The organism is Cytobacillus gottheilii (genome assembly GCF_018582665.1).
Lineage (GTDB): Bacteria > Bacillota > Bacilli > Bacillales > Cytobacillaceae > Cytobacillus > Cytobacillus gottheilii.
Window position 1 is genome coordinate 1,144,860 of the sequence record NZ_CP071709.1, and the last position, 24,802, is coordinate 1,169,661.

The window sequence follows — 24,802 nt, forward strand, 5'->3', positions numbered from 1 at the left end:
AACTATAGAAAAGGTATGAAGCATCTAAGGTTTGGTAAAAGATGGGGGAGATTAATATAAGGAATGAATTCTATAAGGAACAGAGTGGAACCCGCTGTTTTATCCGGTCAAGCTCACGTTATGATTACTTTAATAATTAGAAGGAAACCACTTAGATACGCGGGAAAACTAATATTCCTTTTATTCGAAATTATACAGACTTCCTATTGTTATTGCTTTTCTTTGATTTTTATCAAAAAAGTAGTTGACAGTAAAAATAATTTTATGATATTATTAAAATTTGATAAAAATTATAATGTGTGTTAAGGTTAAGAAGGTTACAATATATGGAGGTGGATTATTTGTTTGAAATTGGCGATAACATTGTTTATCCAATGCACGGAGCAGGTATCATTGAAGCCATAGAAGAAAAAGAAATATCAGGGAAGAAACAACAGTATTATGTGATAAATATGTTTATCGGGAATATGCAAGTTATGATTCCTGCAGGTAAAATAGTGAGTTCTAGTGTCCGCCCTGTTACTGACATAATGGAATTAAATAACATCATAAACAGTTTTCATCATGGAGAATCCGATCAATTAATGCCGTGGAAACAAAGGTTTAAAATGAACACGGACAAAATAAAAACCGGTAAAATACAAGAATGTTCTGAAGTTGTACGTGATTTAATGCGTATGAAGAAAGAGAAAGCACTTAATTCAAGCGAAAAGAAGATGTTAGATAACGCGCATGGATATTTGATTAGTGAACTGCGATTAATTAAAGGGATTACTGACAATCAAATAAATAGTTTCTGTTAAGGGTAATTTAACCGAAAATTCCTTTATGGTTATTAATAAAAGTAAATCTTTTCAAAGACATTCCCTTCACCACCTCACCCTATAGAGAATTACCTCTTTTGTTATTTCTATAATCTATTCATTTTTTCAATTTCTTTTATAAACTCTTGAAGTTTCATCATATAACTCGATTAAATAGTCACTTGGTTTTTGCATTCCTGATTCACACTGGCACGGACTAGGAGCCGTAAGGATGAAAGAGAGGTAGGGCTTTCATTGTTTTAGGTTTTCAATATATTAATTAAGTCATTATCTCTAGAAGTGAAAACAATCAATCTCACCTCTATCTTTAAGAATTTTTACATCTACTGATCCATTGAACCGTAAAAGAGACCATATGGCCAACTACAAAAATGGTGGGGAAATATACAAGTAAATTTGACATAGTACGTCGAAGTTTTTTTTTATTCTTAAACGAACTTGTGTACCAGTTGAATATATTTATTTAAAGAAAATCCATTTTGACTTCAAAATGGATTTTCTATGTTATAAGGAGACAATAAAAGAACTTAACTACCCTTAATTTCAAAGCTAATTCCCCAGAATGCCGTTTATGCTTCCTTATGACAGTTAGCATCGTTTCAGTGAGAAAATTCTCGAAGAATAAAATCAATCCTGCTATAAATCTTTCACAGGTAACTACATTTCAATTTCGATTCGATTTTGCTCACTAACTCATCTCTGATCACTCTATGAATAAAATTCAATTCAGCATCGATCGTAGAATCTTTTATGACAACAGTCGACAAGAGGAGTATAATTACTAGTTGTTTCAAGTTTATAATAGGGGGTTTTCAAATGAAGGCTTTTAAGATTGGATTTATTATATTGCTTTTGCTGCTTATTACAGCTTGTGGACAAGACGACAGTTCTGATAACAGTGAAACACAAGAACAGGAAACATTTAAAATCGGTGCAATTCCAGATCAGGATGCGGCTGAATTAAGCAGGAGTATGGATGGAATTGCAGATTACATAGCTGAGGAGACGGGGTTAAAGGTTGAATATGTTCCTTCAGTCGATTATTCTGCTCTTGTTACTGCGTTTGATCGCGGAGAAATTCAATTAGCATGGTTTGGCGGTTTGACAGGTGTTCAAGCGCGTAATTTAGTTCCAGAAGCTGAAGCAATTGCACAGCGTCCCCGGGATGAGGAATTTACCTCTGTCTTTATTGCTCAGAGTGATGCTGGAATAGAAAGCTTAGAAGATTTAGAGGGAGCATCATTTACTTTCGGGAGTGAAAGTTCAACTTCTGGTCATTTAATGCCAAGACACTTTTTAATGGAAGCAGGCATTACTCCAGAGGAAGATTTTGATGGAGTGCCTAACTATTCTGGATCACATGATAAAACCTATAAGCTTGTAGAATCAGGTGCTTTTACCGCTGGTGTTCTAAGTGAGGCTGTATGGGAAAGTGCAGTAAGTGATGAAAAAGTTGATCCTTCAAAAGTTAAAGCTTTTTATACAACACCAGAATACTATGATTACAACTGGACAATTAATACGGTTGATGACACTTTCGGAGATGGAACAAAGGATAAGGTGAAAGAAGCAATTTTAAACATGGGCAGCGGACAAGCAGATTATCTAGACCTGTTCCAAACTGATTCTTTTATCGAAACACAAAATGACAATTATAAAGATATTGAAGAAGTAGCCAAACAGCTTGGCATTATTAAGTAGCAGGTGAAATAGATGAATGACAGCAGCATTGATGTTACAAATATGACGGTGGCATTTGGGCATAAACATGCCCTTTCCTCCATCTCTCTTTCTATAAAAAGCGGTGAACAAATCGCTTTAATAGGTCCTAGCGGAGCAGGCAAGACGACATTCCTTAATAGTTTAGCCGCACTGACTGTTCCGAGTGAAGGAGAAATTGCTCTTATGGGTCAAAATGTACGCAATATGAAAGACCCGAAGCAACGTGCTAAAACAATTGGTATGATTCGGCAGCAATTTGATTTAGTTAACGAGCTGCCTGTCCTTCATAATGTGCTGGCAGGAAGGCTTTCAGACTGGGGCTTGCTAAAATCACTGCTGTCACTAGTTTTCCCCCAGGAAAAACAGGTAGCCATACAAGCCTTAAAAAAAGTTGGGCTTGCAGACAAACTATATACGAAAACGGGACTGCTCTCTGGCGGAGAACAGCAGCGGGTGGCAATGGCCCGCTTGCTTCTGCAAAATCCAGCTATTATTCTAGCAGATGAGCCTGTCGCTTCCCTTGACCCCGCACGATCTGAGGATCTATTGCAAATGCTGACACAGCTTGCTGCAGAGGGCAATCAAACATTGATCGCCAGTCTCCATTCTGTTGATTACGCTTTAACCTATTTTTCAAGGGTTATCGCTTTGAAAGACGGAAAGATTTATTTTGATTTAAAAAGCAATGACATTACGAAGGATCGGCTGTCCGAATTATATGCAATTGAGGAAGAGCAGAATGGCTAAAATTTATGATGCTCATAAACGCTTATTTTTGACGCTTCTCCTAATTGGAATCTTTTTATGGTCGCTTTCTTCAGTCACATGGAGCAGTGATCTTGTACACGGAAGCGGCATGGATACCCTAATAGAGATATTATCTGCTCTTTTTATGCCGGATCTATCAGGAGAAATACTTGCTATAGCGCTGGAATCAATTGTCATTACTGTGGTGTATGCAGTGGCAGGTATGTCACTGGCATTGATTTTAGCTTTTTTCCTCGGTATTTTTGCTTCTGGGGTACTATCTGAAACAAAGGCTGGGAAAGTAATGTCTTCCAGCTTTTTTAGAGGAATTTTGAGTTTTATGCGAGCGATTCATGAACTCGTGTGGGCATGGCTTTTTGTTGCATCCTTTGGGTTATCACCATATGCTGCTATCCTCGCGTTAGCACTTCCTTACGCAGGCATTTTGGGAAGAATTTTTGCCGACCTGCTTGCCGATGTGCCAAAAGAACCCATTGAGAGTTTAAAATTGGCTGGTGCAAGCAAATGGCAAACCCTTCTGTATGGATATTTGCCGCAGGTCCGAGCAGGTATTCTCAGCTATGTGATGTATCGTTTTGAATGTGCTATTAGATCTTCAGCCATTATGAGTTTTGTTGGGCTAGGGGGAATCGGCTATCAGATACAGCTTTCTTTAGATGACTTGGCGTACAATGAAGTGTGGACTTTTCTATATTGTTTAATCGCCATGGTTCTATTAATAGACCTCTGGAGCAGATACATACGTCATTCTGATACAGCTTCTGCAGCCAAACCGTGGTTTAAGTTTCTTATCCCAGCTGCCCTTTTATCAGGTTCATGGATTTATATTATTTTTGTTCAGAAAGCTGATTTTCTGTCATTATTTTCTTCAGAGAATCTCCTGTATGTGAAAGAATTTTTCAGGGGATTAGCGGGATTAGGGGAGGAAGAACCAGCATTTTTAAGTGGACAAGCATGGATGGAGACTCTGCGGCTCACCTGGGAAACACTGAAGATGAGCATTATGGCAATTGGAATATCGGCGATTTTAATGATAATCACCGTCCTGCCTGCAGCACGGAATATAGCCGATGGATCGTTAATACTTCAAAAAAATTGGTATAGTCATTTGCTGTATGGCATTATTCGGGTCATTTATATTTTTAGCAGAGCCATCCCAGAGCTGATTTGGGCAATGATGATTATCTTTGTATTTAAGCCTGGCATTCTTCCAGGCGCCTTAGCGCTTGCACTGCACAACTTTGGTATTCTGGGCAAGCTGTGCGCAGAAACGATTGAGGATAGTGATGAACGGCCGATAAAAAATCTGGCTGTTGCCGGCGCACGAAAATACCAGTTATTATTCTATGGAATCCTTCCGGCTGTTTTGCCTAAATTCCTTTCATATATTCTGTATCGCTGGGAAGTGATCATGCGTACGACCATTGTCGTTGGATTTGTTGGTGCAGGAGGGCTTGGCCAGCAATTTAAAATGAGTATGAGCTTTTTTCATTATTCAAGCATCACACAACTGCTATTATGCTATATTGTGCTTGTATTCATCGCGGACGCATTTTCTGAAGGAGCACGTAAGGCGGTAAAGTAATATTTTTATACAGCCGTACTTACTGAAAACAAGCGGTCTTTTTTCAACATCGAGTTGGGAAGCGGCCGCTTTTTTTGTTATTTGTATACGCAGTTGTTCCATTGAAAGGGTGCTAGAATTTCCTTAACTTTTAGAAGGGGATTGGTTACATGGAATTTAAAAGGTGATCTGTTGCATTTTATAATAAAATTAATACTGGAAATTATATGCCATTAAGGGATTTTCTTTTATTACAATTAGAGCAGATTTGTTTAATAAGGGGTACTAAAATTAATAGAAAAGGCATATCAAAAGGTCCGTTTAGGGGAACTTGATATGCCTTTTATAAAGGTTATTCTACAAATAATTTTAAATTAAAAATATCTTTAGTAGAAAGTGATTGTTCTAAAACGATATTTATTTCCTTCATGATCTCCACAATATATTGTCCGCCACTCGGTGTCAGTACTGCATAAACACTGCGTTTGTCTTGATCAAAGCTCGCTCTCTCCACTACTTGTAAATGATGTTGCTCTAGTCTTGATACTAAACGAGACAGTGCGCTTTGACTTAGACCTACCATCTTTTGAAGCTCTGATAAACGTAACTTATTTTCTTGTGCTTCATTTAAAAATATTAAAAAATAGAATTCATTTAATCCAAGCTGGTATTTTTGTTGAAGCACTTGATCAAGAGCGCGTGTAATTCGATTATGAAATTTTGAAAAATTTATCCAAGTCTGGATTAATTCATCTGAAGTATTCATTGCCATCGCCTTTCAATCATTACTGATCCTAGTGTAACATATTATCATTATTGAATGCTTCGGGCATATTGAAATGGAGGTGTAACTTTGCGTGTGATTTCTTTGATTGCATGTAAACTCCAATAGGGATCATTCAGCATACCTCTTGCCACAGCCACTAAATCGGCGTCTCCATTGGATAAAGCAGCCTCTGCTACTTGAGGAGTACTTAGCATGCCTACTGCGATAACGGGAAGTCCAAATTTTTCTTTGAAAGCTCTTGCCATAGGCACTTGATAGCCAGGATAATTGCCTGGCTTTAATGAACCTGGTATACCTTCGCCGCCAGATGAAACATGGAATATATCAACACCAGCTTTTTTAAATTGCTCAGCTATCTGTAAGGAATGATCTAATCCGTAACCACCATCAATATATTCAATAGCCGATATTCTTAAGATTAGAGGCATGTCTTCTGGCATGACTGATTTCACTGAACGAATCACTTCTACGCCAAATTTGGAGAGATCTTGACCATATTCATCTGTGCGATTATTAATACTTGGCGACATAAATTGATGTAGTAAATAACCATGCGCACCATGTAGCTCAATTGTATCAAAGCCTGCCGTAACGGCTCTTCTAGCAGCTTCTTTGAATTGCTTGATTATTTCCTGAATCTCTTTGATCGTTAGTGAACGTGGCTGCTTCAATGATCCATTTTTCGTTTCCTCTGGAAGTGCCTCAACTCCGAGGTTAGAAGGTCCAACTGGCTGCAAGGCATCTTCAGCCTTTCTGCCGGCGTGTGCAATTTGAATGCCAATTTTTGCTCCATATTTGTGAACGTCAGTTACAATACGCTGATATGCGGGAATCTGGTTATCATTCCACAAACCTAAATCCTGATTCGTTATTCTCCCTTCAGGTGTTACACTCGTCATCTCCATAATGATTAATCCAGTACCACCTACGGCTCTGGATACATAATGAACATAGTGCCAATCATTTGGTATGCCATCTTCTTTAACCACAGAGTATTGACACATTGGTGCCATCACAGTTCGGTTTTTCAGTGTTAAGCCTTTCATTTCAAAAGGCGTTCCAATTGTTTTCATAAATAAAACCTCCTGTTATTTTAGATGCATGCACATGCATGTATTTAAAATAACAGATTTACTTATCAGATGCAATCTGAATAAATTATAAAAACATATATCTGTAAAATTTAGTTGGTAGATAGGAAGTATAACTTTTTACTTAACTATTGTGCCGAGTTTAAAGAAGTGTTGGCTACGTTGATGTTTTCAAGTTGTGATGAAGGCTGGGTTATTGCAGCAATAAGAAGGAATTTAGCTAGCATTTGTATAATAGTAAAAAAAAATTAAATTAATAAGTGAGAGTGATTTAATTGGAAAAGTCTATTCCAGAAAGGATACATATTATTGGCTCGATCGGTAGTGGAAAAACAACCTTAGCCAAAGCTTTGTCTGTTCAGTTAGACATTCCATATTATGAATTGGATAATATAGTTTGGAAAAGGTTAAATACTGGAGATGTTAAACGAACTGAACAAGAAAGAGATGAATATTTATGTTCAATACTAACCTCAAAAAACTGGATCATTGAAGGGGTACATCATAAATGGGTATCCCCATGCTTCCAAAAAGCTGATTTAATTTTATTCTTGGATATTAATTTATCTACAAGAAGATTTAGGATAATTAATAGATTCCTTAAGCAAAAAATGGGTATTGAGCGAGCGAACTATAAACCAACATTAAAAATTTTAAAAGATTTATATAGCTACAACACTGTATTTGAATATCATAGTAAGCCAGAAATAATTGATATACTTAGCCCTTATAAAGACAAATTAACAATTTTAAAAAGGAATAGTGAATTTGCAAACTTATTTAATTGAATGTGGTGTTTATAAACAAGATCAACTGCCAATTCAGACAGCTTTTCTTATGTGACTAACGGGGCAAGGTAACTCAATAAGAGTCTGATTGTTTATAGTAAATCTATGATAAATTCAGCTTATTATATAAATAAAAAGTTTGTTGCATTTATTTACAATCGCAACAAACTTTTTTTTAGTTAAGACTTTTTCTATAGTTGAGTATGAATAGCTACTAAATGATTATCGATATAATTCAATAATTTGATTAGCTATATATTCAGAGCTGAAATCAACCCCATCTTTTATCCACCACATGATTATACCAAGGATTGAAGCTGCCAGAATATCTATTGATAGAGTTACCGAAGTATGATTATCTCTTCTCTCCTTTTCTATTACTATCGATTCATTCAAAATCATATGTAATTTTTTTTTGAATCCTGGGTGTTCAAATAGAACAGATAGAATTTTTCGATGCTTATAGAAATAATCTAAAAATGTAATTAATTGTTCATGATTGTGTATGTCGTCAATTTGTAAAACGGGTGACATTTCAATCGATAAGTCACCAAAAATATCATAGACAAGTTGCTTTAATAAATCATCAATATCCAAGAAATGCAAATAAAAAGTTGCTCGATTTAGCTCAGCTCGATTGGTTATCTTTTGAACGGTTAGTTTTGAAATATCAGGGTTTTCAATTAATATGTCCACTACTGCTTTTTTAATCATTCGCTTAGAGCGAATGGCACGAGGGTCTTCTTTTTTTTGTCCTACCATTTTTCTCTCCTTTATCTATTAATTCGAAGTTCATCTCCACTATTTTAAAAAGTGTTGCATAGTTTACACATCTAAAAAAAGTGTAAATAGGCATTGAAAACAATACATGGTATTATCTATTTTATTGACATTGTGTCCATAAAACAACCTAAAGAAAGGAACTTTATATGTCAAAATCAATAAATAAAAAAGTATTATTAACCGTATTAATTTTGGGATGTTTTTTATCGACTCTAAATCAAACACTACTAAATGTTGCATTTAGTAATCTAATGGACGTATTCTCAATATCGGCTACAACTGTACAGTGGCTAGCTACGGGTTTTATGTTAGTTAACGGTGTATTAGTACCTATTACGGCGTACTTAATGAAACGTTTCTCTACACGCCAATTATTTTTAAGTTCCATGTGGTTTCTACTAATTGGTTCAATCGTGTGTGCAATAGCACCAAACTTCTCGGTATTATTAACTGGACGTATGATTCAAGCAATTGGAGCAGGAATCATTATGCCACTGCTAATGAGCGTAGTTATGTTTATTTTTCCGCCAGAAAAAAGAGGAAGCATGATGGGCTTTATTGGGCTAGCAATCATTTTTGCTCCAGCAATTGCCCCAACATTAGCAGGTTTTATTATCGATTATTATTCATGGCGTTGGTTATTTATTGGAATGATTCCATTCACTGTCATAATTATTGTTCTAGCAATGAAATATTTAATTAATGTTTCAGAAACAGAAAAAATAAAATTAGATGTAGTAAGTGTGAGTTTATCAACAATTGGTTTTGGTCTTATTTTATATGGTTTCAGTAATGCGGGAAGCCGTGGATGGGATGATAACCTTGTATTAGTAACTATTATTGTGGGAATAGTTTCTATATTAATATTCTGTCTAAAACAACTTAAATCTCCTGTTCCATTGCTTAACTTATCCGTTTTTAAAAATAAAATATTTACTTTAACATCCATAATCAATATCATTATTACAATGATGATGTACGCAGATATGGTATTACTACCTATGTATTTGCAAAATGGAAGAGGGTTTACTGCTTTCGATGCTGGTTTGTTATTATTACCAGGTGCTGTTGTGAATGCCTTTATGTCTCCTGTCACAGGAAAATTGTATGATAGATTTGGAGCAAAACCGTTATTTATCATTGGTTTGATTTTCATTATTCCATCTATGTGGGTTGTAACAGATTTAACAGAAACAACTACCTATGTTTTCTTGATGATAAGAACTATATTCCTGCGTGTGGGATTGAGTTTTATCACAATGCCATTGAATACAGCTAGTTTAAATTCTTTACCTAGAGAGCTTGTAACACACGGAACAGCAGTAAATAATACTTTACGCCAAATGGCTGGTGCAATTGGTACTGCTGTGGTAATTACAATTTTTACAGCTCAAACAACAAATCACGTTGAAACATTACTAAAGGAAACACCAAATACTGCGATTGAGGGAATACGTACACTTGCCTCTGTTTTAGGAACAAGTGATTCATATTACTTTATGACAATCTTAGCCATAATTGCACTCGTATTAACACTGTTTGTTCCATCTAAATTAAAGGCTAAGAAACAGTTTAAAAGAGAAGTTAAACAACGGGCATAAGAACTAAGCCGATACTGTTTGTATTGGCTTTTTTATATACTTAAGCCAAGAGTGTCCATATATAATAAAATGTTCTCTTTTTATGATTAATGCTATCCCTGTTATTTGGTTTAAATTATTCATTTCAATTATATTTGGTCTTTATTCACAATTTTATGAAAGGTAAAGGGCTTAGGTATAGTTCAGCTGCCAAATTAGGCAGCTTTTCTTTATGTAGCAACTGTGCAGTTTAGTGCAAGAAGGAAAAGGTTACATAGGCGTTGAATTAACAAACAAGATATATTGCAACTATTACATTAACTATGGCTTCATTTTTAAAGAAATTGCGGAAAAACCAATTAAGGTTTCATACAAACATTGGGATACAAATTGGAGATTAAACGTGGAGGTTAATGGTAAAACACTTTTATCCATAAATATTGAAAATTGTTTAGATGCAAATTTTCTCATAATATTTGAAAACGAAGTAAAGGAAAAGATTCTGCCTTATCTGACAGTACAAGGAATTAAATTAAAAATAATTAATAATCCAGATCTTATATATTCACTACCATTGAAAGCACAAGAATTTCTAGGTATTGTTAGAGTTAGATAGAACGATTTATAAGAAATAATATGTAAGGGATTACACTTAAACTACGGTGCTTATGTTTAAGATCAGCTGCTAATCAGGCAGCTTTTTTATATTACAAATGGGGCAGCATTCCTGTAATAAGTGAAAATGAGATTTGATAGAAAAAAGACCTCTTGATAAGATAAATGTGTCCTAAGCCGGCTAGCTAAAAGGGACAAAATATCTACTCGGAGGTCTCCAAATGAATTATAACCAAAATCATAAAATAGCTCAAATTACACCAAAAACCTTAATCATTGGTATTGATATTGCCAAACATCATCATGTAGCTAGAGCACAGGATTATCGTGGAATAGAGCTAGGTTCTACTTGCTTTTTTGATAATACTCAAGAAGGAATTAGGACCTTTATTAATTGAATTAATCAAATAAAAGATTCATACGAAATGGAGTCTGTCATTACTGGAATGGAGCCAACAGGCCATTATTGGCTTAATTTAGCTCATATTTTAAAGGATGAACAGATTAAGTTCGTCACGGTCAACCCCTTACACGTCAAGCACAGTAAGGAACTAGACGATAATTCTCCAACTAAAAATGATGTTAAAGACGCAAAAGTCATTGCACAATTAGTCAAAGATGGTAGATACTCCGAACCAACGATACCACAAGGAGTTTTCGCAGAACTGCGTGTGGCTAAGAAATTACGTGATCTATTAAATGTAGACTTACAAATAGTGCAAGGACAGGTACACAACTGGATTGATCGATATTTTCCAGAGTTCTTTACTGTCTTTAAAAGTTGGGAAGGGAAGGCAGCTCTTCATTTATTAAAGCTTGAAGCATTACCGGAAGAACTGGTGAGATATACAGAAGAAGAATTACTAGAATACCTTAGGCAAGCAGTGAAACGCAGTATAGGGATTAAGAAGATTCGTGCCTTAAAAGAAGCAGCCAATCGCTCAATTGGCATCCGTCAGGGTGCCATGATGGCTAAAATGGAGTTAAGAACGTTAATCCAAAAGTATGAACTCATTCAAAAAAAGTTCGAAGAGCTTGACCAAACTCTGGATACACTACTTCAAGATATTCCAGGCGTTGATCAAATGTTAGAAATAACAGGAATTGGCCGCGATACAGTGGCGGGTTTCTTCGCTGAAGTAGGCGATTTGAGTGAATACAATCATCCTCGCCAGATAACTAAACTGGCTGGACTTAGCTTAAAGGAAAATACATCAGGTAAGCATAAAGGGAGAACCAGGATAACCAAACGTGGTCGAAAGAAATTACGAGCATTATTGTTCCGGGCATCTATGATTCTAGTAGCCAAGAACAAAGCCTTTAAAGTCCTCCATCATTACTACACAACGAGACCTGACAATCCGTTGAAAAAGATGCAGTCTTTAATTGCTTTGTGTAATAAGCTCATCCGTATACTCTTCTCTATTGGTAAGAAACAGTTTGTGTTTCAAGAGGAGAAGATGTTGAAGGATATCCCCCATATGCATGCATTTATCCAAGAACCAATAGCAGCTTAATCACTATTAAACTAACTCTTAACCAATAGATTTGAAAAGATGAACAGACAAAATCAGCATGGGATTAGTTGGCAACGCAACTAACGTAAGGACTTAGATCCTGTGGGGCAGCATGACCGACATCCACCTTATGGAAAGGTTGAACGAAGGAATGTAGGAGCGTAGACTCTGTGAGACTTGGGAGGGTAGACCCCCATAAGAAATGTGGACATCCATTGGTGCGTACATACCTGTTTATCCAACTTTTGGAAATTAACCGAAGGTTGGCTAGTTTCTTGCGCTCATTTTCTTCGTAAACAGCTTGATAGTGTACTTTTCTCTCTAATCAAATTTGTAAAGTAAAACAAGTTAGATAACAATACGGTGAAAAACTGCGTAATTAAGAGATAAGTGTTTGTTTATTGAGGGAGGTTACTGTAAAAAGGGGTAATATGGAACTTTTCATATCAGATTATCGTCTAGTTTTCCTACTATATCGCTACATAAGGAAAAAATAATTTTTCACTAACGGGTGCTTTCCTTATATAAATGGGAAGCCTTTTCTTATGGTGCTAAAGGGGGAGGTTAGTATAAGAGGCAGAACATTGATTGTTATTACAAGAAAAAGTGTATATTTACCTATACACTTTTTTGTGATTTAATCCGTTTATGCTTCGTCACCCGTAGTTTTTCAATATAACCTGTCCCAAATAGAACTCCTGCTACAATAAACATAAATCCAACCGTTTGTGAAGCTGTAATGGTTTCATTTAAGAAAAGTGCGGAGAATACAAGACCAAAAAAAGGAACAAAGTTATTAAATATTGCTGTTTTCCCTGCTCCTATTTGCTGAATCGCAGCATTAAAAACTACATACCCCAAACCTGTTGCCACTACCCCTGATACAATAAATAAAAAGTAAATAAATAAAGGGGCTGAAGTCATTTCATTAATGCCTTTAGGTTCAGCCATAAAACTAATAATCAACAAGCCGATTGAACCTAATAAATACATGATTGCAGTCACCTGTTTAGAATCGAGAGTTGCTGTTGCCTTTTTTACAAAAATAAAACTAATGGCTTGGACGAACATAGCAATAAATAAAATTAATTCTCCTTTAGACAATTGTATATCACTGAATGAACCACCTTGTATAAAAAACACACCAGATAATGCAAGGATAAAACCTATAATTCGAAATTTTGTCAATTGTTCACCTAAAAAGAGAACGGCAAGTATTGCTGTTGTAAGCGGTACTAACGAAAGAATCAAAGAAGCGGTCGAAGCATCAATCATTGTTAAACCCACTGCTATAAGAGAGTGATGCAGAACGACACTAAATAACATTCCGAGTAGTGTATAAACCCATTCCCTTTTTGACAAACGACGAAATGATTTTGCAAAAATAATTATGATTAATGCAGTAAACCCAGCCATCATAATTCGAAATGCCGTCATGGTTTGTGGAGGTAATTCTTCCACCAAGACTTTAATTATACCATATTAAGTCCCCAAATAGCTGTGACCAAAAATAATAAACCATAATTTAGTAATAATCGCTTTTGATTCACAGAATTCACTCCTTTTAACTTGTTAATTTTACTCCTTGTAACAGCTTATAAGGAGTAAAATACTAACTGTTTTTAACAAAGTAATATCACCATATTACACCTAAATATTTACATTTCGATAACTGTTGGAATGTGCTTGGCATAGGTTAGGAAGTTGTTGAGAATTAGCTCTGTTTTGACTTTCATATATCCAGTTGTTGTTCCGTCGCTACATCCGTACCACTCTTCGAGAAGAACATCCTTATCAAAAACTACCTGCACAAGATTTTCTTTGTCCATTAATACACCAAATACAGTAGCAGCACCGATTTTCGCTCCCAGTATTTCTTCCATCAGCTCTGCAGGCGCAAAAGATACACGTGAAATGCTGAGTGCATTACTGAAATTCTTTGCTTTAAATGGTTTATCTGCGGTAGTTATATATAAATAAAATTCTGTCTTTTTACTATTGCAGAGAAACAGCGTTTTTACCATTTTCATATCCAATTTTTGATTGATCTCAATACAGTCCGCCATAGTAATTGCTTCCTCTGTTTTCACTCGTTTAAATGGAATCTGTAACTTTGTCAATGATTCGTAGACCATTTCTTGTAAAGCGGACACAAAGTTGTTTGGTGCCTTTTCCATAATTTCACTTACAAAAAACATCGTTAACTCCCTTTCCAAACTTGAATAATTAATAGTAATAATTTATCATACTGACATGTATTACAAAAACGAATGTTTCTCATTATATATATGACAAAAACAGATGGGTGTGGTAAGAGATATGAATATCCAAAAATATAAGGCATTTATAAAAGCTGTAGAATTTGGCAGCTTTACAAAAGCTGCCGAAGTATTGGACTATACACAATCTGGAATTAGCCGTATGATTAACGATTTAGAAAAGGAATGGGGAGTTTTCTTATTCGAAAGAGGACGGACAGGTATCAATTTAACCACGGATGGTTTAAAGTTACTGCCCCAATTAAAACGAATTTGTAATGAATATGAAATCTTAATGACGCAAATCGAGGACCTACATAATATGGAGTCTGGAATGATTCGTATTGGGACCTTTTCTAGCGTAGCGACCCACTGGCTCCCTAACATTATTAGAACTTTTAAGAAGGATTACCCCAAAATTGATTTTGAACTTCTGCTTGGTGATTATACTGAAATTGAAAATTGGATTCTAACTGGGCGAGTTGATTTCGGCTTTGTGCGACTACCGTCAAAAGCAGAACTAGAAACAACCTTTTTAGAACAAGACCGTTTGCTGGTAGTGATTCCACAAGATCATCCTCTTGCTAATTGCGATAAGTTTCCAATCAAGGAATTACTGAATAGTCCGTTTATGCTATTGGAGAAGGGAGCAAAAGCAGAAATGTCTGAGATATTTGAGACACATCATATTTCACCGCAAGTAAATTTTACAACATGGGATGATTATGCAATTATGTCTATGGTGGAAAACGGTTTGGGAATTAGTATATTACCCGAATTGATACTGAAGCGTATTCCTCATAAAATCGTAGCGAAAGAGCTAGAAATTCCTGCTTATAGAAATATTGGTATAGCTACAAGGGAGCAAAAATCTCTTTCTCTTGCGTCCAAGAAATTTTTAGAATATTTAACGTATAGAAACAGAGAGTAAACATGTATGGTGGATAAAAATGATGAATTAATTATTTGTGCTAACTTTGTGAAAGAATGTACTTAAACTATCGGGTGCTTTCCTTAAGGAAAAGGGAAGCCTTTTTTTATGTCGTTAAAGGGGCAGTATAATTTAATTACACTTATTCACAAAGGTTTTGATAGCATTAAGATTTATATCCAAAACTTGCAGTCATTTGCAGGTTTTTTGTATTTATGTCGATAGATAATAAATAAATTAAATATTGTCATGATTCCTAAAAAGCATTACCATTAAACTATTCAATAAAACTCTTGAATAGTTTAATTGAGAGGAGAATAGATATGTACAATGAGAGAAATCTAAAGGATTTGTTGTATCAGGAGTTCGCAAGAATCGGGAAAAGTATTTCTAGTCCAAAAAGAATTGAACTGTTAGATCTATTATCTCATGGTCCTAAGACTGTTGAAGCATTAACGATAGCTACAACCATGAGTGTGGCAAATGTTTCACAACATTTACAAACATTATCTAATTCAAAGCTAGTGAAGTCTAAGAAGAAAGGTAATTACGTTATTTATGAACTCGTTGATGTAGGGGTAATAGAATTTTTAAATTCATTACGTACACTTTCTGAAAATCAGTTAGTTGAGGTGCAAAAAATAAAACAAGAATTCATGAATAGTCACTTGGATGTTAATGGTGTTTCATTAGAAGAACTGAAAGAAAAGATGGAAAGCGGAGAAGCAATCCTTATTGATGTAAGACCAATAGAAGAATTTAATGAATCTCATATTCCAGGAGCAGTTTCTATGCCTATTAAAGAATTAGCTGAAAAACTGGCATCATTACCAAAAAACTGTGAAGTAGTTGCTTATTGCCGTGGTTGCTATTGCCTTATGGCTGTTGAAGCAGTGCAGCTATTAAATTCTCATGGATACAATGCTTTTCGATTAGATAAAGATGTAAATGAGTGGAATCAGTTTGCTGACTCTAAATAATATGGAATGAAGGTGTAATGAATGTCTGATGAGACATATCAGCTAAAAACTGATATAAATTCACAGGAAACGAGGAAAAGGTTATATAAACGTACGTTATTAATAGTTAGTATCTCACAAATTTTTGGTGGAGCAGGATTAGCTGCAGGTATAACGGTTGGTGCTCTAATCGCACAACAAATGCTTGGTACTGATGCCTTTTCTGGACTTCCTTCCGCTTTATTTACACTAGGTTCTGCAGGAGCTGCTTTATTAGTAGGAAGACTTTCTCAAACTTATGGACGACGAATTGGCCTTACTGCTGGTTTTATGATTGGTGGAATTGGAGCTATAGGTGTAATAATAGCATCATTATTAAATAGTATAATCTTATTATTTGCTTCCTTACTAATATATGGTGCCGGCACAGCTACTAACCTGCAAGCGCGATATGCAGGTACAGACTTAGCCAACACGAAACAACGCGCAACGGCCGTTAGTTTTTCCATGGTCTTCACAACATTTGGAGCAGTTGCCGGACCTAACTTAGTGAATGTTATGGGTGATTTTGCTGTTTCTCTCGAACTTCCCTCTTTATCAGGGCCATTTATATTATCTGCTGCAGCATACATATTAGCAGGTCTTGTATTTTTCATTTTACTTCGTCCAGATCCATTAATTATAGCAAAATCAATAAATGTTAACTTGGAACATGGTAAGCAAACTGACTATACAGTTGAGGAACAAGCAGAAAATAGAAAAGGTATTATGGTTGGTGCAACTATTATGGTTCTTACACAGATCGTAATGGTTGCGATCATGACCATGACACCTGTACATATGGGGCATCATGGCCATGATCTTGGACAAATTGGCCTTGTGATAGGATTTCATATAGGGTTTATGTATTTTCCTTCATTATTTACAGGCATTCTAGTGGATAAAATCGGACGCATTCCAATGGCAATAGCTTCAGGAGTAACGTTACTCCTTGCAGGCTTATTAGGAGCATTGGCCCCAGGTGATTCGATGTTTCTTTTAACAGTTGCTCTTTCCTTACTAGGGTTAGGATGGAATTTTGGCTTAATTAGTGGTACTGCGTTAATTGTAGATTCCACAGAAACCTCAACCAGAGCTAAAACTCAGGGGAAAGTAGATGTATTAATTGCTCTAGCAGGTGCATCTGGAGGAGCTCTTTCAGGTATGGTCGTTGCCGGTTCAAGTTATACAATATTATCTTTTGTTGGAGGTATATTATCTCTAATATTGATACCAGTAGTAGTATGGTCAAAGAAGGAAATAGTTGCTTAAAATCAGGGGAATTTAAATAAGTTTAATAAAATACAAATGCTATTGAATTTTATTGATCGATTGGGATGACAACTAAGGGTGGAAAATGGAGGTTATATTGATAATTCCATTTTTCCTGTTAAACGTAAGGAGCAGCCTAATGAAGCAGAAAAGTGAGCAAACAGCAGTTAAGGGGGTACCTGTAAAATGAAGAGTAAGATTCATATATATGAAACAGAATCCCAATATTTTAGCCCAAGAAAACACTTTATTTCCCGAATTGAAGAGATGGAGAAAAAATCTGATCGAGGAGCTAAGCTGGCAAAAAAGTGGACGGAATTTTTAAATCAATCACTAAATAGTGAAACTTACCCTGTCATTCATCCGATTGGACAGGAAACATTTTCACTATATGCTGAGTTTCCAACAGGTGTATTTGAATATGCTTTTGACATTGATGGAGCTTCTTTACTTATAAAAGAAAAAGAAATAAAGCCAGTACAATTCAATCCGTCGGACATAATAGTTGCTGTTGATCAAGGTAACCTAAATAAAGATCCAAACCGGATAAAACCCAATCATAAAAATCCAGTCATGGTACTTCAGAGTCGTTATTTAACTCAAAATAAACCTTATTGTATCAATGGAAACCATCGTATATTCGAAGCATATCGTAATAATGATAAACAAATAGAAGTTTATGTTTTTAAAGATTTAGAGTTTGTTCCTTTCTTTTATGACGCTCTAAGTAAGGCAACATATTATTTGGAAATTGATTATGATTATGTGGTTAATGAGAAATGATCTGAAGGTTTTGCTTAATAGAGGTTAAAAAAAAAATGGAGTTGCGCGGATTTCTGCTGGTGTTCCATATGAGATGCAATGATGCGCATTTGAAATATATGATCGTAAAAAATATCGAAAGGGGAATGATAAGGAAAAAATAAGGAGTCCACAGCATGATAAGTCCTTCTAAACATACTAAGGAATTAATAAATGAACAATATGAATCAATTGATGATGCTCATTCTGCATTAACTGAAATTTGGATGGAGGAAATTCTATTCTCTTTTGGCTGGCTGACAACATTGGTTTTAACTGTTCTGCCATGGGTTGTCTGGTTTATTTTTAGGAATAAAGACAGTTCAGCACGTTTATTACTAGGCGGGCTGTGGGCAATGCTTATTTCATCATGGCTGGATTATGTTGGCGTTACTCTTGGCCTTTGGAGGTACTATAATAAATTAATTCCCTTAATCCCAGATTATATTGCATGGGATTTTGCACTGATGCCAGTTACAATTATGTTTTTTTACAAATCAAACCTAAAGCAAGCCCTTATATTAAAGGATTAATATTTGCAGGAATGACTGCTTTTTTAGCTGAACCTTTATTTCTATGGTTAGGCTACTTTAAGTATCCAGGGTGGAATTCGGTTATTTCTTTTCCATTTTTCTTTGTCATTTACCTTATAGCTCATAGATTGGCTTACAGTTCAGCCATTAAACCGCTATAATTAATGCTGTCTCTTTGGACATTACATATGTGTTTGATAACGATTGCTATACTGGGCTGTTTTTAATGATTTTTCATATTACCATAGTAAGAATCCTCTTAAAATCAAATCAACGAAAGAGGATTTTAACTTTAGGTAAAGTCAATAAAACTAAATTAAAATGATTCCTCTAAATAATACATATTACGATAATCAATCCTGCCATTTTTATCAAAACGAACATGCTTATATGGCGTGTCTTCCCGTAGATAAACAATGTGTTTACGGTGTGTTAGGAATTTTATGCTGAGGAAAATTAAGTTTGAACAAACCGTTTGAAACGAAAGCTATGGGAAGTATGGCAGTCTCCGTTTTATATTTTGTTAATCTTATAGTGTAGTAAGTGGATGGAGAAAAGGGGTGGTAATATCATCTTTGCTCTAGAAAAGAAAGATGAAGGTGTGGAGTGGCAGAAACAGCCTGTGGAATCCAAAAAGGTAAATGGAGGGATGAAGCGACAGAAACATACCTCTATAATCCAGAAAAAGGGAAATGGAGGTATGGAAAGGGCAGAAACACACCTCTGTAATCCAGAAAAAGGAAAACGAAGGGATGAAAAGGACAGAAACGCACCTCTATAATCCAGAAAAAGGGAAATGGAGGGATGAAAAGGACAGAAACACACCTCTATAGTCCAGAAAAAGGAAAACAGAGGGATGAAAAGGACAGAAACACACCTCTATAATCCAGAAAAAGGGAAATAGAGGGATGAAAAGGACAGAAACGCACCTCTATAATCCAGAAAAAGGTAAATGGAGGGATGAAAAGGGCAGAAACATACCTCTGTAATCCAGAAAAAGGAAAATAGAGGGATGAAAAGGACAGAAACACACTTCTATAATCCTAAAAAAGAAAAACCGAGGTGTGAAAACTGCAACAAGTGGGTCAAGGAACCTGTCCCCATATCCCACAGCCCAAGCCCACTACCCACTAAATGCGCGCCCCAACCGCCAAACAATCAAATCAATCTGAAAACCCTTACAATTTTCTATTGACATTCCAACAGCTAAGGATTACATTGTTAGTAATAAGTTAATCGGTTAACCGGAGGTCGAAGATGAACAAAAAACCTACGATAAGAGACGTAGCGAAGCAAGCAGGAGTATCTCCAGCAACCGTTTCATATGTATTGAATGACGTGAAGAAAGTTTCGGATAAAACGAAGACAGTGGTACTTGAAGCAATTGAACAATTAAATTATTATCCAGACTTCACCGCTGTTAGTTTATCGAAGAAGAAGTCAAATTTAATTGGAATCATGCTGCCGATTATAGAAGATTCACCTGCATCGGTCTTTAAGAACAACCTTTATTATAATGAATTTGTTAGCGGCGTGGAGCTTGTAGCACGGAATCGGAAATTTGACACAATGATTACAGGTGTTGGAGATCTTGATGAATGCAAGAATTGGATTATGAAAAGAAATATCGATGGCCTGATTATTTTAGGGATGTTTCCTGAGAGCCTTTATAATGAATTGAAAAGCATAAATATCCCTATTGCTCTTATTGATACATACGAAGATTATACGAATCTATTTAATAATGTAAAAGTAAACGATAAATATGGGGGATATTTAGCTGCAAAGCATTTAATAGAATTAGGCCATAGAAATATTGCTTTTGTTGCAACGAATCTTTTAATGAGTCCAGTAGACAGAAAACGATATCAAGGGTTTGAACAGGCTTTAAAGGAAGCTGGAATTCAGCCAAGCAAGGATTTAATCTTTGAAACACTTGATATTACGTTTGAAGATGGAGCTAAGGTAGGCCAAGAACTTCTAAGCTCGAACCAAGAAATAACAGGAATTGTAACCGTGTCTGATGTTCTGGCAATTGGAATGATCAAAGCGATCCAGCAAGAAGGTAAGCAAGTTCCTGCGGATTATTCAATAGTTGGATTTGATGATCTGAGTATTTGTAAATACATCACACCGAGTTTAACCACAATCAGACAAGACATCTTTGAAAAAGGGAAATTAGCAGCTGATCAGCTGGTTAATGCAATAGAATCACTTAACTCTGAACAAAAAACAATTGAAATGCCGGTTGAACTTATTGTAAGAGAATCAACACGAAGCTTATAAAAACTTCATCTAAAAAGTGCTATTTATAAAAGTAGCACTTTGTTATTGAACTATAATTTAACCGGTTAACCAATAAAGGAGGTGGTAGGTAAAAAGTAAAAGCGCAAGCGTTTTATAGCACAATCATTGTTTCACATTTCAACTAATTATAAGGGGGAATAGAAGTGAAGAAACGTTTTCTTGCATTAATATCAATATTACTGATTTTATTTTTAGCAGCCTGTGGACCTGATCGAACCAACACAAGTGAAGATCAAGAAGAAGATCAAAACGAAAATAATACTGAAGCAGATAACCCTGAGAGTTTATTGATTTGGGCACCTGTTGATCAAGCACCTGATATAGAAGAAATTGTAGCAGGATACACAGAAGAGACAGGAATTAATGTAGAAGTTCTTCCATTTGCAATGGACGAACAAGAAGAAGCCATGTCACTTGATGGTCCTTCAGGTAATGGTCCAGACTTGTTCTTCCAGCCTGGAATTGGAAGCTTATCAGTAAAAGGATTAGTTCAGCCGATGACTGTGGATCAAGAAGTTCTTGATACGTATTCTGAAGGTTCGGTAGAGGCATTAAGTTATGAAGGTGAAATTTATGGCTTACCGGCTGTCGTAGAATCACTGGCTCTATATTACAATAAGGATCTTGTTCAAGAGGCACCAGAAACGATGGCAGACATCGAAAATATTGCAGCTAATTTAACAGATGCAGCAAATGATGAATTTGGTTTCCTTTATCCTGCAACAGATTTCTATTTCTCTTTCCCATTCATGGCGGGTTACGGTGCAGAAATCTTTGGAAAAGATGGCGATGTATTTAATGTAGATGAGCTTGGATTGGCAAGTGAGAGCGCAGTAAAAGGTGGAGAATTAATTCAGGGGTGGTTTGAAAGCGGATACATCCCAACTGGAATCACAATGGATGTTGTAGGCGGATTATTTAATGATGGTAAAGTCGGTGCTATTATCAATGGTCCTTGGGCTTTAGCTGAGCACAAGGAAGCCTTAGGAGATAAACTTGGAACGGCTCCTATTCCGAAACTTGAAAACGGAGAGCACCCAGTTACTTTCTTAGGGACGAAAGGGTGGATGCTATCTGCATACTCAGAGTATCCAGATGCAGCTACTGACTTAGCAATCTATTTAACTAACGAAGCTTCATTAAAGACTTATTTTGATAGTACGGGTGAAATGCCAGCAAACTCAGCTATTTTAAGCAGTGAAGAATTCCAAAACGATCCACTGTTGAATGGTTTTGCAACACAATTAGAAAATGCAAACCCATTCCCGCCAGTTCCAGCACTATCAGCTGTTTGGGATCCAATGGCAGACGCGTTAACCTTTATTACACAAGAAGAGGATGTTAAGGGAAGTTTAGAGAGCGCTGAAGAACAGATCAATCAAGATATTCAACTTAACTATAAATAATCCATTATCGCTTAAATGTTATCCAAGACAATGGATAACATTTAAGCCCATTCTATGGTTATAGATCATGCTTTTAAAAGAGAAAAGGGAGGGGTGCGAAATGGCATCTGGTCAAACTCGATCACATAGCGTGAAAATAGCCACCTTGCTGTCCATCATACCAGGCCTTGGACAATTATATAATAAACGTTTTATCAAGGGGACAATATTCCTTATACTTTCAGCAGCCTTTTTAATCGTCTTTTATGACATCTTAAACATAGGGTATTGGGGACTGTTTACATTAGGTGAAATTCCAGCAGTTGATGATTCGAGGCTGTTATTAAGTCAGGGGATTATCGCGTTAATTTTAACAAGCTTTGGATTGACCTTCTATGTTGCTAACCTTTTTGATGCGCGCAGAGACGCAAAGAAAATACAGGATGGTTCAGCTATCACTTCGATCAAAGAATCATTTTTAAATGCATGGGATTCATCTTTTCCATATTTACTAGTAGGTCCAGGTTTGTTTTTATTAGTATTTATCGTTATTTTCCCATTATTATTTATGGCGTTTCTGGCGTTTACAAATTATACGCTGATGAATTCGCCGCCAAAGAATCTATTAGATTGGGTGGCTTTTGATAATTTCACAGCATTAGTTACGATCCCAATGTGGAGAAGTACCTTTCTCTCGGTTTTATCATGGACGCTCATCTGGACATTTGTAGCAACAACCATCCAGATTGCATTAGCTATGTTCCTTGCTGTTATCGTTAATGACCCAAGAGTAAAAATGAAAAGATTAATCCGAACCGTACTGATTTTACCGTGGGCAGTACCGGGCTTTGTAACGATTCTAATCTTTACAGCGCTATTTAATGATAATTTTGGTGCTATCAATAGAGATATTATCATGCCTCTATTCGGCGATGGTATTCCGTGGCTGAGCGATCCTTTCTGGACTCGTATTGCTTTAATCGGTATTCAAACCTGGCTCGGCTTTCCATTTGTATTTGCTCTATTTACTGGTGTTCTTCAAAGTATTTCAAGTGAATGGTATGAGGCGGCAGATATGGATGGTGCCAGCCGTATGCAAAAATTCAGGTTCATTACATTTCCGCATTTAATGTTTGCAACTGCCCCATTGTTGATCATGCAATATGCAGGAAACTTTAATAATTTTAATTTAATTTACTTGTTTAATCAGGGTGGACCTGCCGTACAGGGGCAAAATGCTGGAGGAACGGATATTCTCATTTCCTGGGTATACGATCTGACATTTCAATCAAGTCAATTCAGTATTGCAGCAGCCATCTCCTTAATACTCGGTCTAATCGTCGCGATATTTGCGTTTTTCCAATTTAGAAAAACATCGACATTTAAAGAAGGGGGAGAAATGTAATGAATCACAAACTAAAAAACGGCTTAGAATTGACCGGTATTTATGGGTTTTTACTGGTCATGTTTATTATCATTCTATATCCCCTGCTTTGGACATTTGGACTATCCCTCAATCCAGGATCGAGTTTATATGGTGCAGACATCATCCCTGATAACTGGTCTTTTAAGCATTATATCTGGTTATTTACAAATCCGGATAGTGATTATTTAATTTGGTATAAAAATACGCTTATTGTCGCAACGGCGACTTCTATTGGATCCACGATTTTTGTTTCATTAGTTGCTTATGCATTTTCAAGATATCGCTTCTTTGGCAGAAAGTATGGAATTTATACTTTTCTATTACTTCAAATGTTTCCTGTCTTAATGGCAATGGTAGCGATCTATATATTATTGAATCTAGTTGGTTTGCTGGACACTCTGTGGGGATTAATCCTGGTTTATATTGGCGGGTCCATTCCCATGAATGCTTTTCTAGTAAAAGGCTATTTCGATACAATCCCAAGAGAGTTGGATGAATCCGCCAAAATGGATGGAGCCGGTCATTTTAGAATTTTATTTACGATTATGCTTCCGCTGGCAAAACCAATTCTTGCAGTTGTCGCTTTATTCAATTTCATGGCTCCATTTATGGACTTCATCTTACCTAGAATTATTTTGCGCAGCCCGGAGAACTTCACTTTGGCATTAGGGCTTTATAACTTTGTAAATGCACAGTTTGCCAATAACTTTACAAGGTTTGCTGCCGGATCTATCTTAATTGCGATCCCGATTGCGCTCGTTTTCCTTATGCTTCAGCGTTATTTAATTAGCGGATTAACATCCGGAGCAACAAAAGGTTAATCTTATCAGCTTGTATATATTTTTTAAAAAC

General features: G+C 36.0%; 21 protein-coding genes and 1 pseudogene. 17 read left to right on the forward strand and 5 right to left on the reverse strand.

Features of this window, described 5'->3' with window-relative positions:
* Positions 1–326 precede the first annotated feature (326 nt).
* The 4 genes from J1899_RS05680 to J1899_RS05695 all read left to right on the forward strand — a co-directional run bounded on the left by J1899_RS05680 (position 327) and on the right by J1899_RS05695 (position 4,899).
* On the forward strand, positions 327–803 hold the full coding sequence (locus J1899_RS05680) for a CarD family transcriptional regulator (RefSeq protein ID WP_214478004.1): 477 nt from the start codon (positions 327–329) through the stop codon (positions 801–803).
* A gap of 837 nt (positions 804–1,640) precedes the next feature.
* A complete protein-coding gene (locus J1899_RS05685; RefSeq protein WP_214478005.1) occupies positions 1,641–2,525 on the forward strand; it encodes a putative selenate ABC transporter substrate-binding protein in 885 nt (294 codons plus the stop codon).
* Positions 2,526–2,537: 12 nt separating this feature from the next.
* A complete protein-coding gene (locus tag J1899_RS05690; protein ID WP_214478006.1) occupies positions 2,538–3,293 on the forward strand; it encodes a phosphonate ABC transporter ATP-binding protein in 756 nt (251 codons plus the stop codon).
* Positions 3,286–4,899, forward strand: a complete 1,614-nt coding sequence (locus J1899_RS05695) for a PhnE/PtxC family ABC transporter permease (RefSeq protein ID WP_214478007.1) — start codon at positions 3,286–3,288, stop codon at positions 4,897–4,899. The genes J1899_RS05690 and J1899_RS05695 overlap by 8 nt, the downstream gene beginning before the upstream one ends.
* Positions 4,900–5,230: 331 nt before the next feature.
* Here the strand turns inward: J1899_RS05695 and J1899_RS05700 are convergent, their stop codons facing one another.
* The gene (locus J1899_RS05700) at positions 5,231–5,644 is read right to left on the reverse strand and encodes a MarR family winged helix-turn-helix transcriptional regulator (RefSeq protein ID WP_214478008.1); all 414 of its coding nucleotides are present in this window, start codon (positions 5,642–5,644) and stop codon (positions 5,231–5,233) included.
* A gap of 47 nt (positions 5,645–5,691) precedes the next feature.
* Positions 5,692–6,738, reverse strand: coding sequence for an NADH:flavin oxidoreductase/NADH oxidase (locus tag J1899_RS05705; RefSeq protein ID WP_214478009.1), 1,047 nt, complete (start codon positions 6,736–6,738; stop codon positions 5,692–5,694).
* A gap of 293 nt (positions 6,739–7,031) precedes the next feature.
* Here J1899_RS05705 and J1899_RS05710 point away from each other — a divergent pair, with 293 nt between their 5' ends.
* Positions 7,032–7,544, forward strand: a complete 513-nt coding sequence (locus J1899_RS05710) for an AAA family ATPase (RefSeq protein ID WP_214478010.1) — start codon at positions 7,032–7,034, stop codon at positions 7,542–7,544.
* Between the two features lie 222 nt (positions 7,545–7,766).
* Here the strand turns inward: J1899_RS05710 and J1899_RS05715 are convergent, their stop codons facing one another.
* Positions 7,767–8,306 carry a TetR/AcrR family transcriptional regulator gene (locus tag J1899_RS05715; protein ID WP_214478011.1) on the reverse strand — a complete coding sequence of 180 codons (540 nt, stop codon included), beginning with the start codon at positions 8,304–8,306 and terminating at the stop codon, positions 7,767–7,769.
* A gap of 167 nt (positions 8,307–8,473) precedes the next feature.
* Here J1899_RS05715 and J1899_RS05720 point away from each other — a divergent pair, with 167 nt between their 5' ends.
* From J1899_RS05720 to J1899_RS05730, 3 genes and pseudogenes are all read left to right on the forward strand, one after another.
* Complete coding sequence (locus J1899_RS05720; RefSeq protein ID WP_214478012.1) at positions 8,474–9,928, forward strand: DHA2 family efflux MFS transporter permease subunit; 1,455 nt, start codon at positions 8,474–8,476, stop codon at positions 9,926–9,928.
* 232 nt (positions 9,929–10,160) lie between these two features.
* Positions 10,161–10,523 (forward strand): hypothetical protein, encoded by a 363-nt coding sequence (locus J1899_RS05725; RefSeq protein ID WP_214478013.1) that lies wholly within the window; start codon positions 10,161–10,163, stop codon positions 10,521–10,523.
* A gap of 220 nt (positions 10,524–10,743) precedes the next feature.
* A pseudogene (locus J1899_RS05730) lies at positions 10,744–12,039 on the forward strand (IS110 family RNA-guided transposase).
* A gap of 618 nt (positions 12,040–12,657) precedes the next feature.
* On the opposite strand, the gene J1899_RS05735 reads toward J1899_RS05730, so the two are convergent.
* Both J1899_RS05735 and J1899_RS05740 read right to left on the reverse strand, forming a co-directional pair.
* Entirely contained in the window at positions 12,658–13,500 is an 843-nt protein-coding gene (locus tag J1899_RS05735) for a DMT family transporter (RefSeq protein WP_246586691.1), read from the reverse strand.
* A gap of 197 nt (positions 13,501–13,697) precedes the next feature.
* Complete coding sequence (locus tag J1899_RS05740; RefSeq protein WP_214478014.1) at positions 13,698–14,237, reverse strand: prolyl-tRNA synthetase associated domain-containing protein; 540 nt, start codon at positions 14,235–14,237, stop codon at positions 13,698–13,700.
* A 121-nt stretch (positions 14,238–14,358) separates the two neighbouring features.
* On the opposite strand from J1899_RS05740, the gene J1899_RS05745 reads away from it, so the two are divergent.
* From J1899_RS05745 to J1899_RS05785, 9 genes are all read left to right on the forward strand, one after another.
* Entirely contained in the window at positions 14,359–15,228 is an 870-nt protein-coding gene (locus J1899_RS05745; RefSeq protein ID WP_214478015.1) for a LysR family transcriptional regulator, read from the forward strand.
* Positions 15,229–15,551: 323 nt separating this feature from the next.
* Positions 15,552–16,208, forward strand: coding sequence for an ArsR/SmtB family transcription factor (locus tag J1899_RS05750; protein WP_214478016.1), 657 nt, complete (start codon positions 15,552–15,554; stop codon positions 16,206–16,208).
* 21 nt (positions 16,209–16,229) lie between these two features.
* Positions 16,230–17,498, forward strand: coding sequence for an MFS transporter (locus tag J1899_RS05755; RefSeq protein WP_214478017.1), 1,269 nt, complete (start codon positions 16,230–16,232; stop codon positions 17,496–17,498).
* Between the two features lie 186 nt (positions 17,499–17,684).
* Positions 17,685–18,281, forward strand: a complete 597-nt coding sequence (locus tag J1899_RS05760; RefSeq protein WP_214478018.1) for a hypothetical protein — start codon at positions 17,685–17,687, stop codon at positions 18,279–18,281.
* 155 nt (positions 18,282–18,436) lie between these two features.
* Positions 18,437–18,832: a CBO0543 family protein gene (locus tag J1899_RS05765; protein WP_214478019.1), complete on the forward strand. Its 396-nt coding sequence runs from the start codon at positions 18,437–18,439 to the stop codon at positions 18,830–18,832.
* Between the two features lie 1,257 nt (positions 18,833–20,089).
* A complete protein-coding gene (locus J1899_RS05770; protein ID WP_214478020.1) occupies positions 20,090–21,118 on the forward strand; it encodes a LacI family DNA-binding transcriptional regulator in 1,029 nt (342 codons plus the stop codon).
* Positions 21,119–21,282: 164 nt separating this feature from the next.
* Positions 21,283–22,545, forward strand: coding sequence for a sugar ABC transporter substrate-binding protein (locus J1899_RS05775; RefSeq protein ID WP_246586594.1), 1,263 nt, complete (start codon positions 21,283–21,285; stop codon positions 22,543–22,545).
* Between the two features lie 100 nt (positions 22,546–22,645).
* The gene (locus J1899_RS05780) at positions 22,646–23,929 is read left to right on the forward strand and encodes a carbohydrate ABC transporter permease (protein WP_214478021.1); all 1,284 of its coding nucleotides are present in this window, start codon (positions 22,646–22,648) and stop codon (positions 23,927–23,929) included.
* Positions 23,929–24,771 (forward strand): sugar ABC transporter permease, encoded by an 843-nt coding sequence (locus J1899_RS05785; protein ID WP_151574999.1) that lies wholly within the window; start codon positions 23,929–23,931, stop codon positions 24,769–24,771. The genes J1899_RS05780 and J1899_RS05785 overlap by 1 nt, the downstream gene beginning before the upstream one ends.
* Positions 24,772–24,802 lie beyond the last annotated feature (31 nt).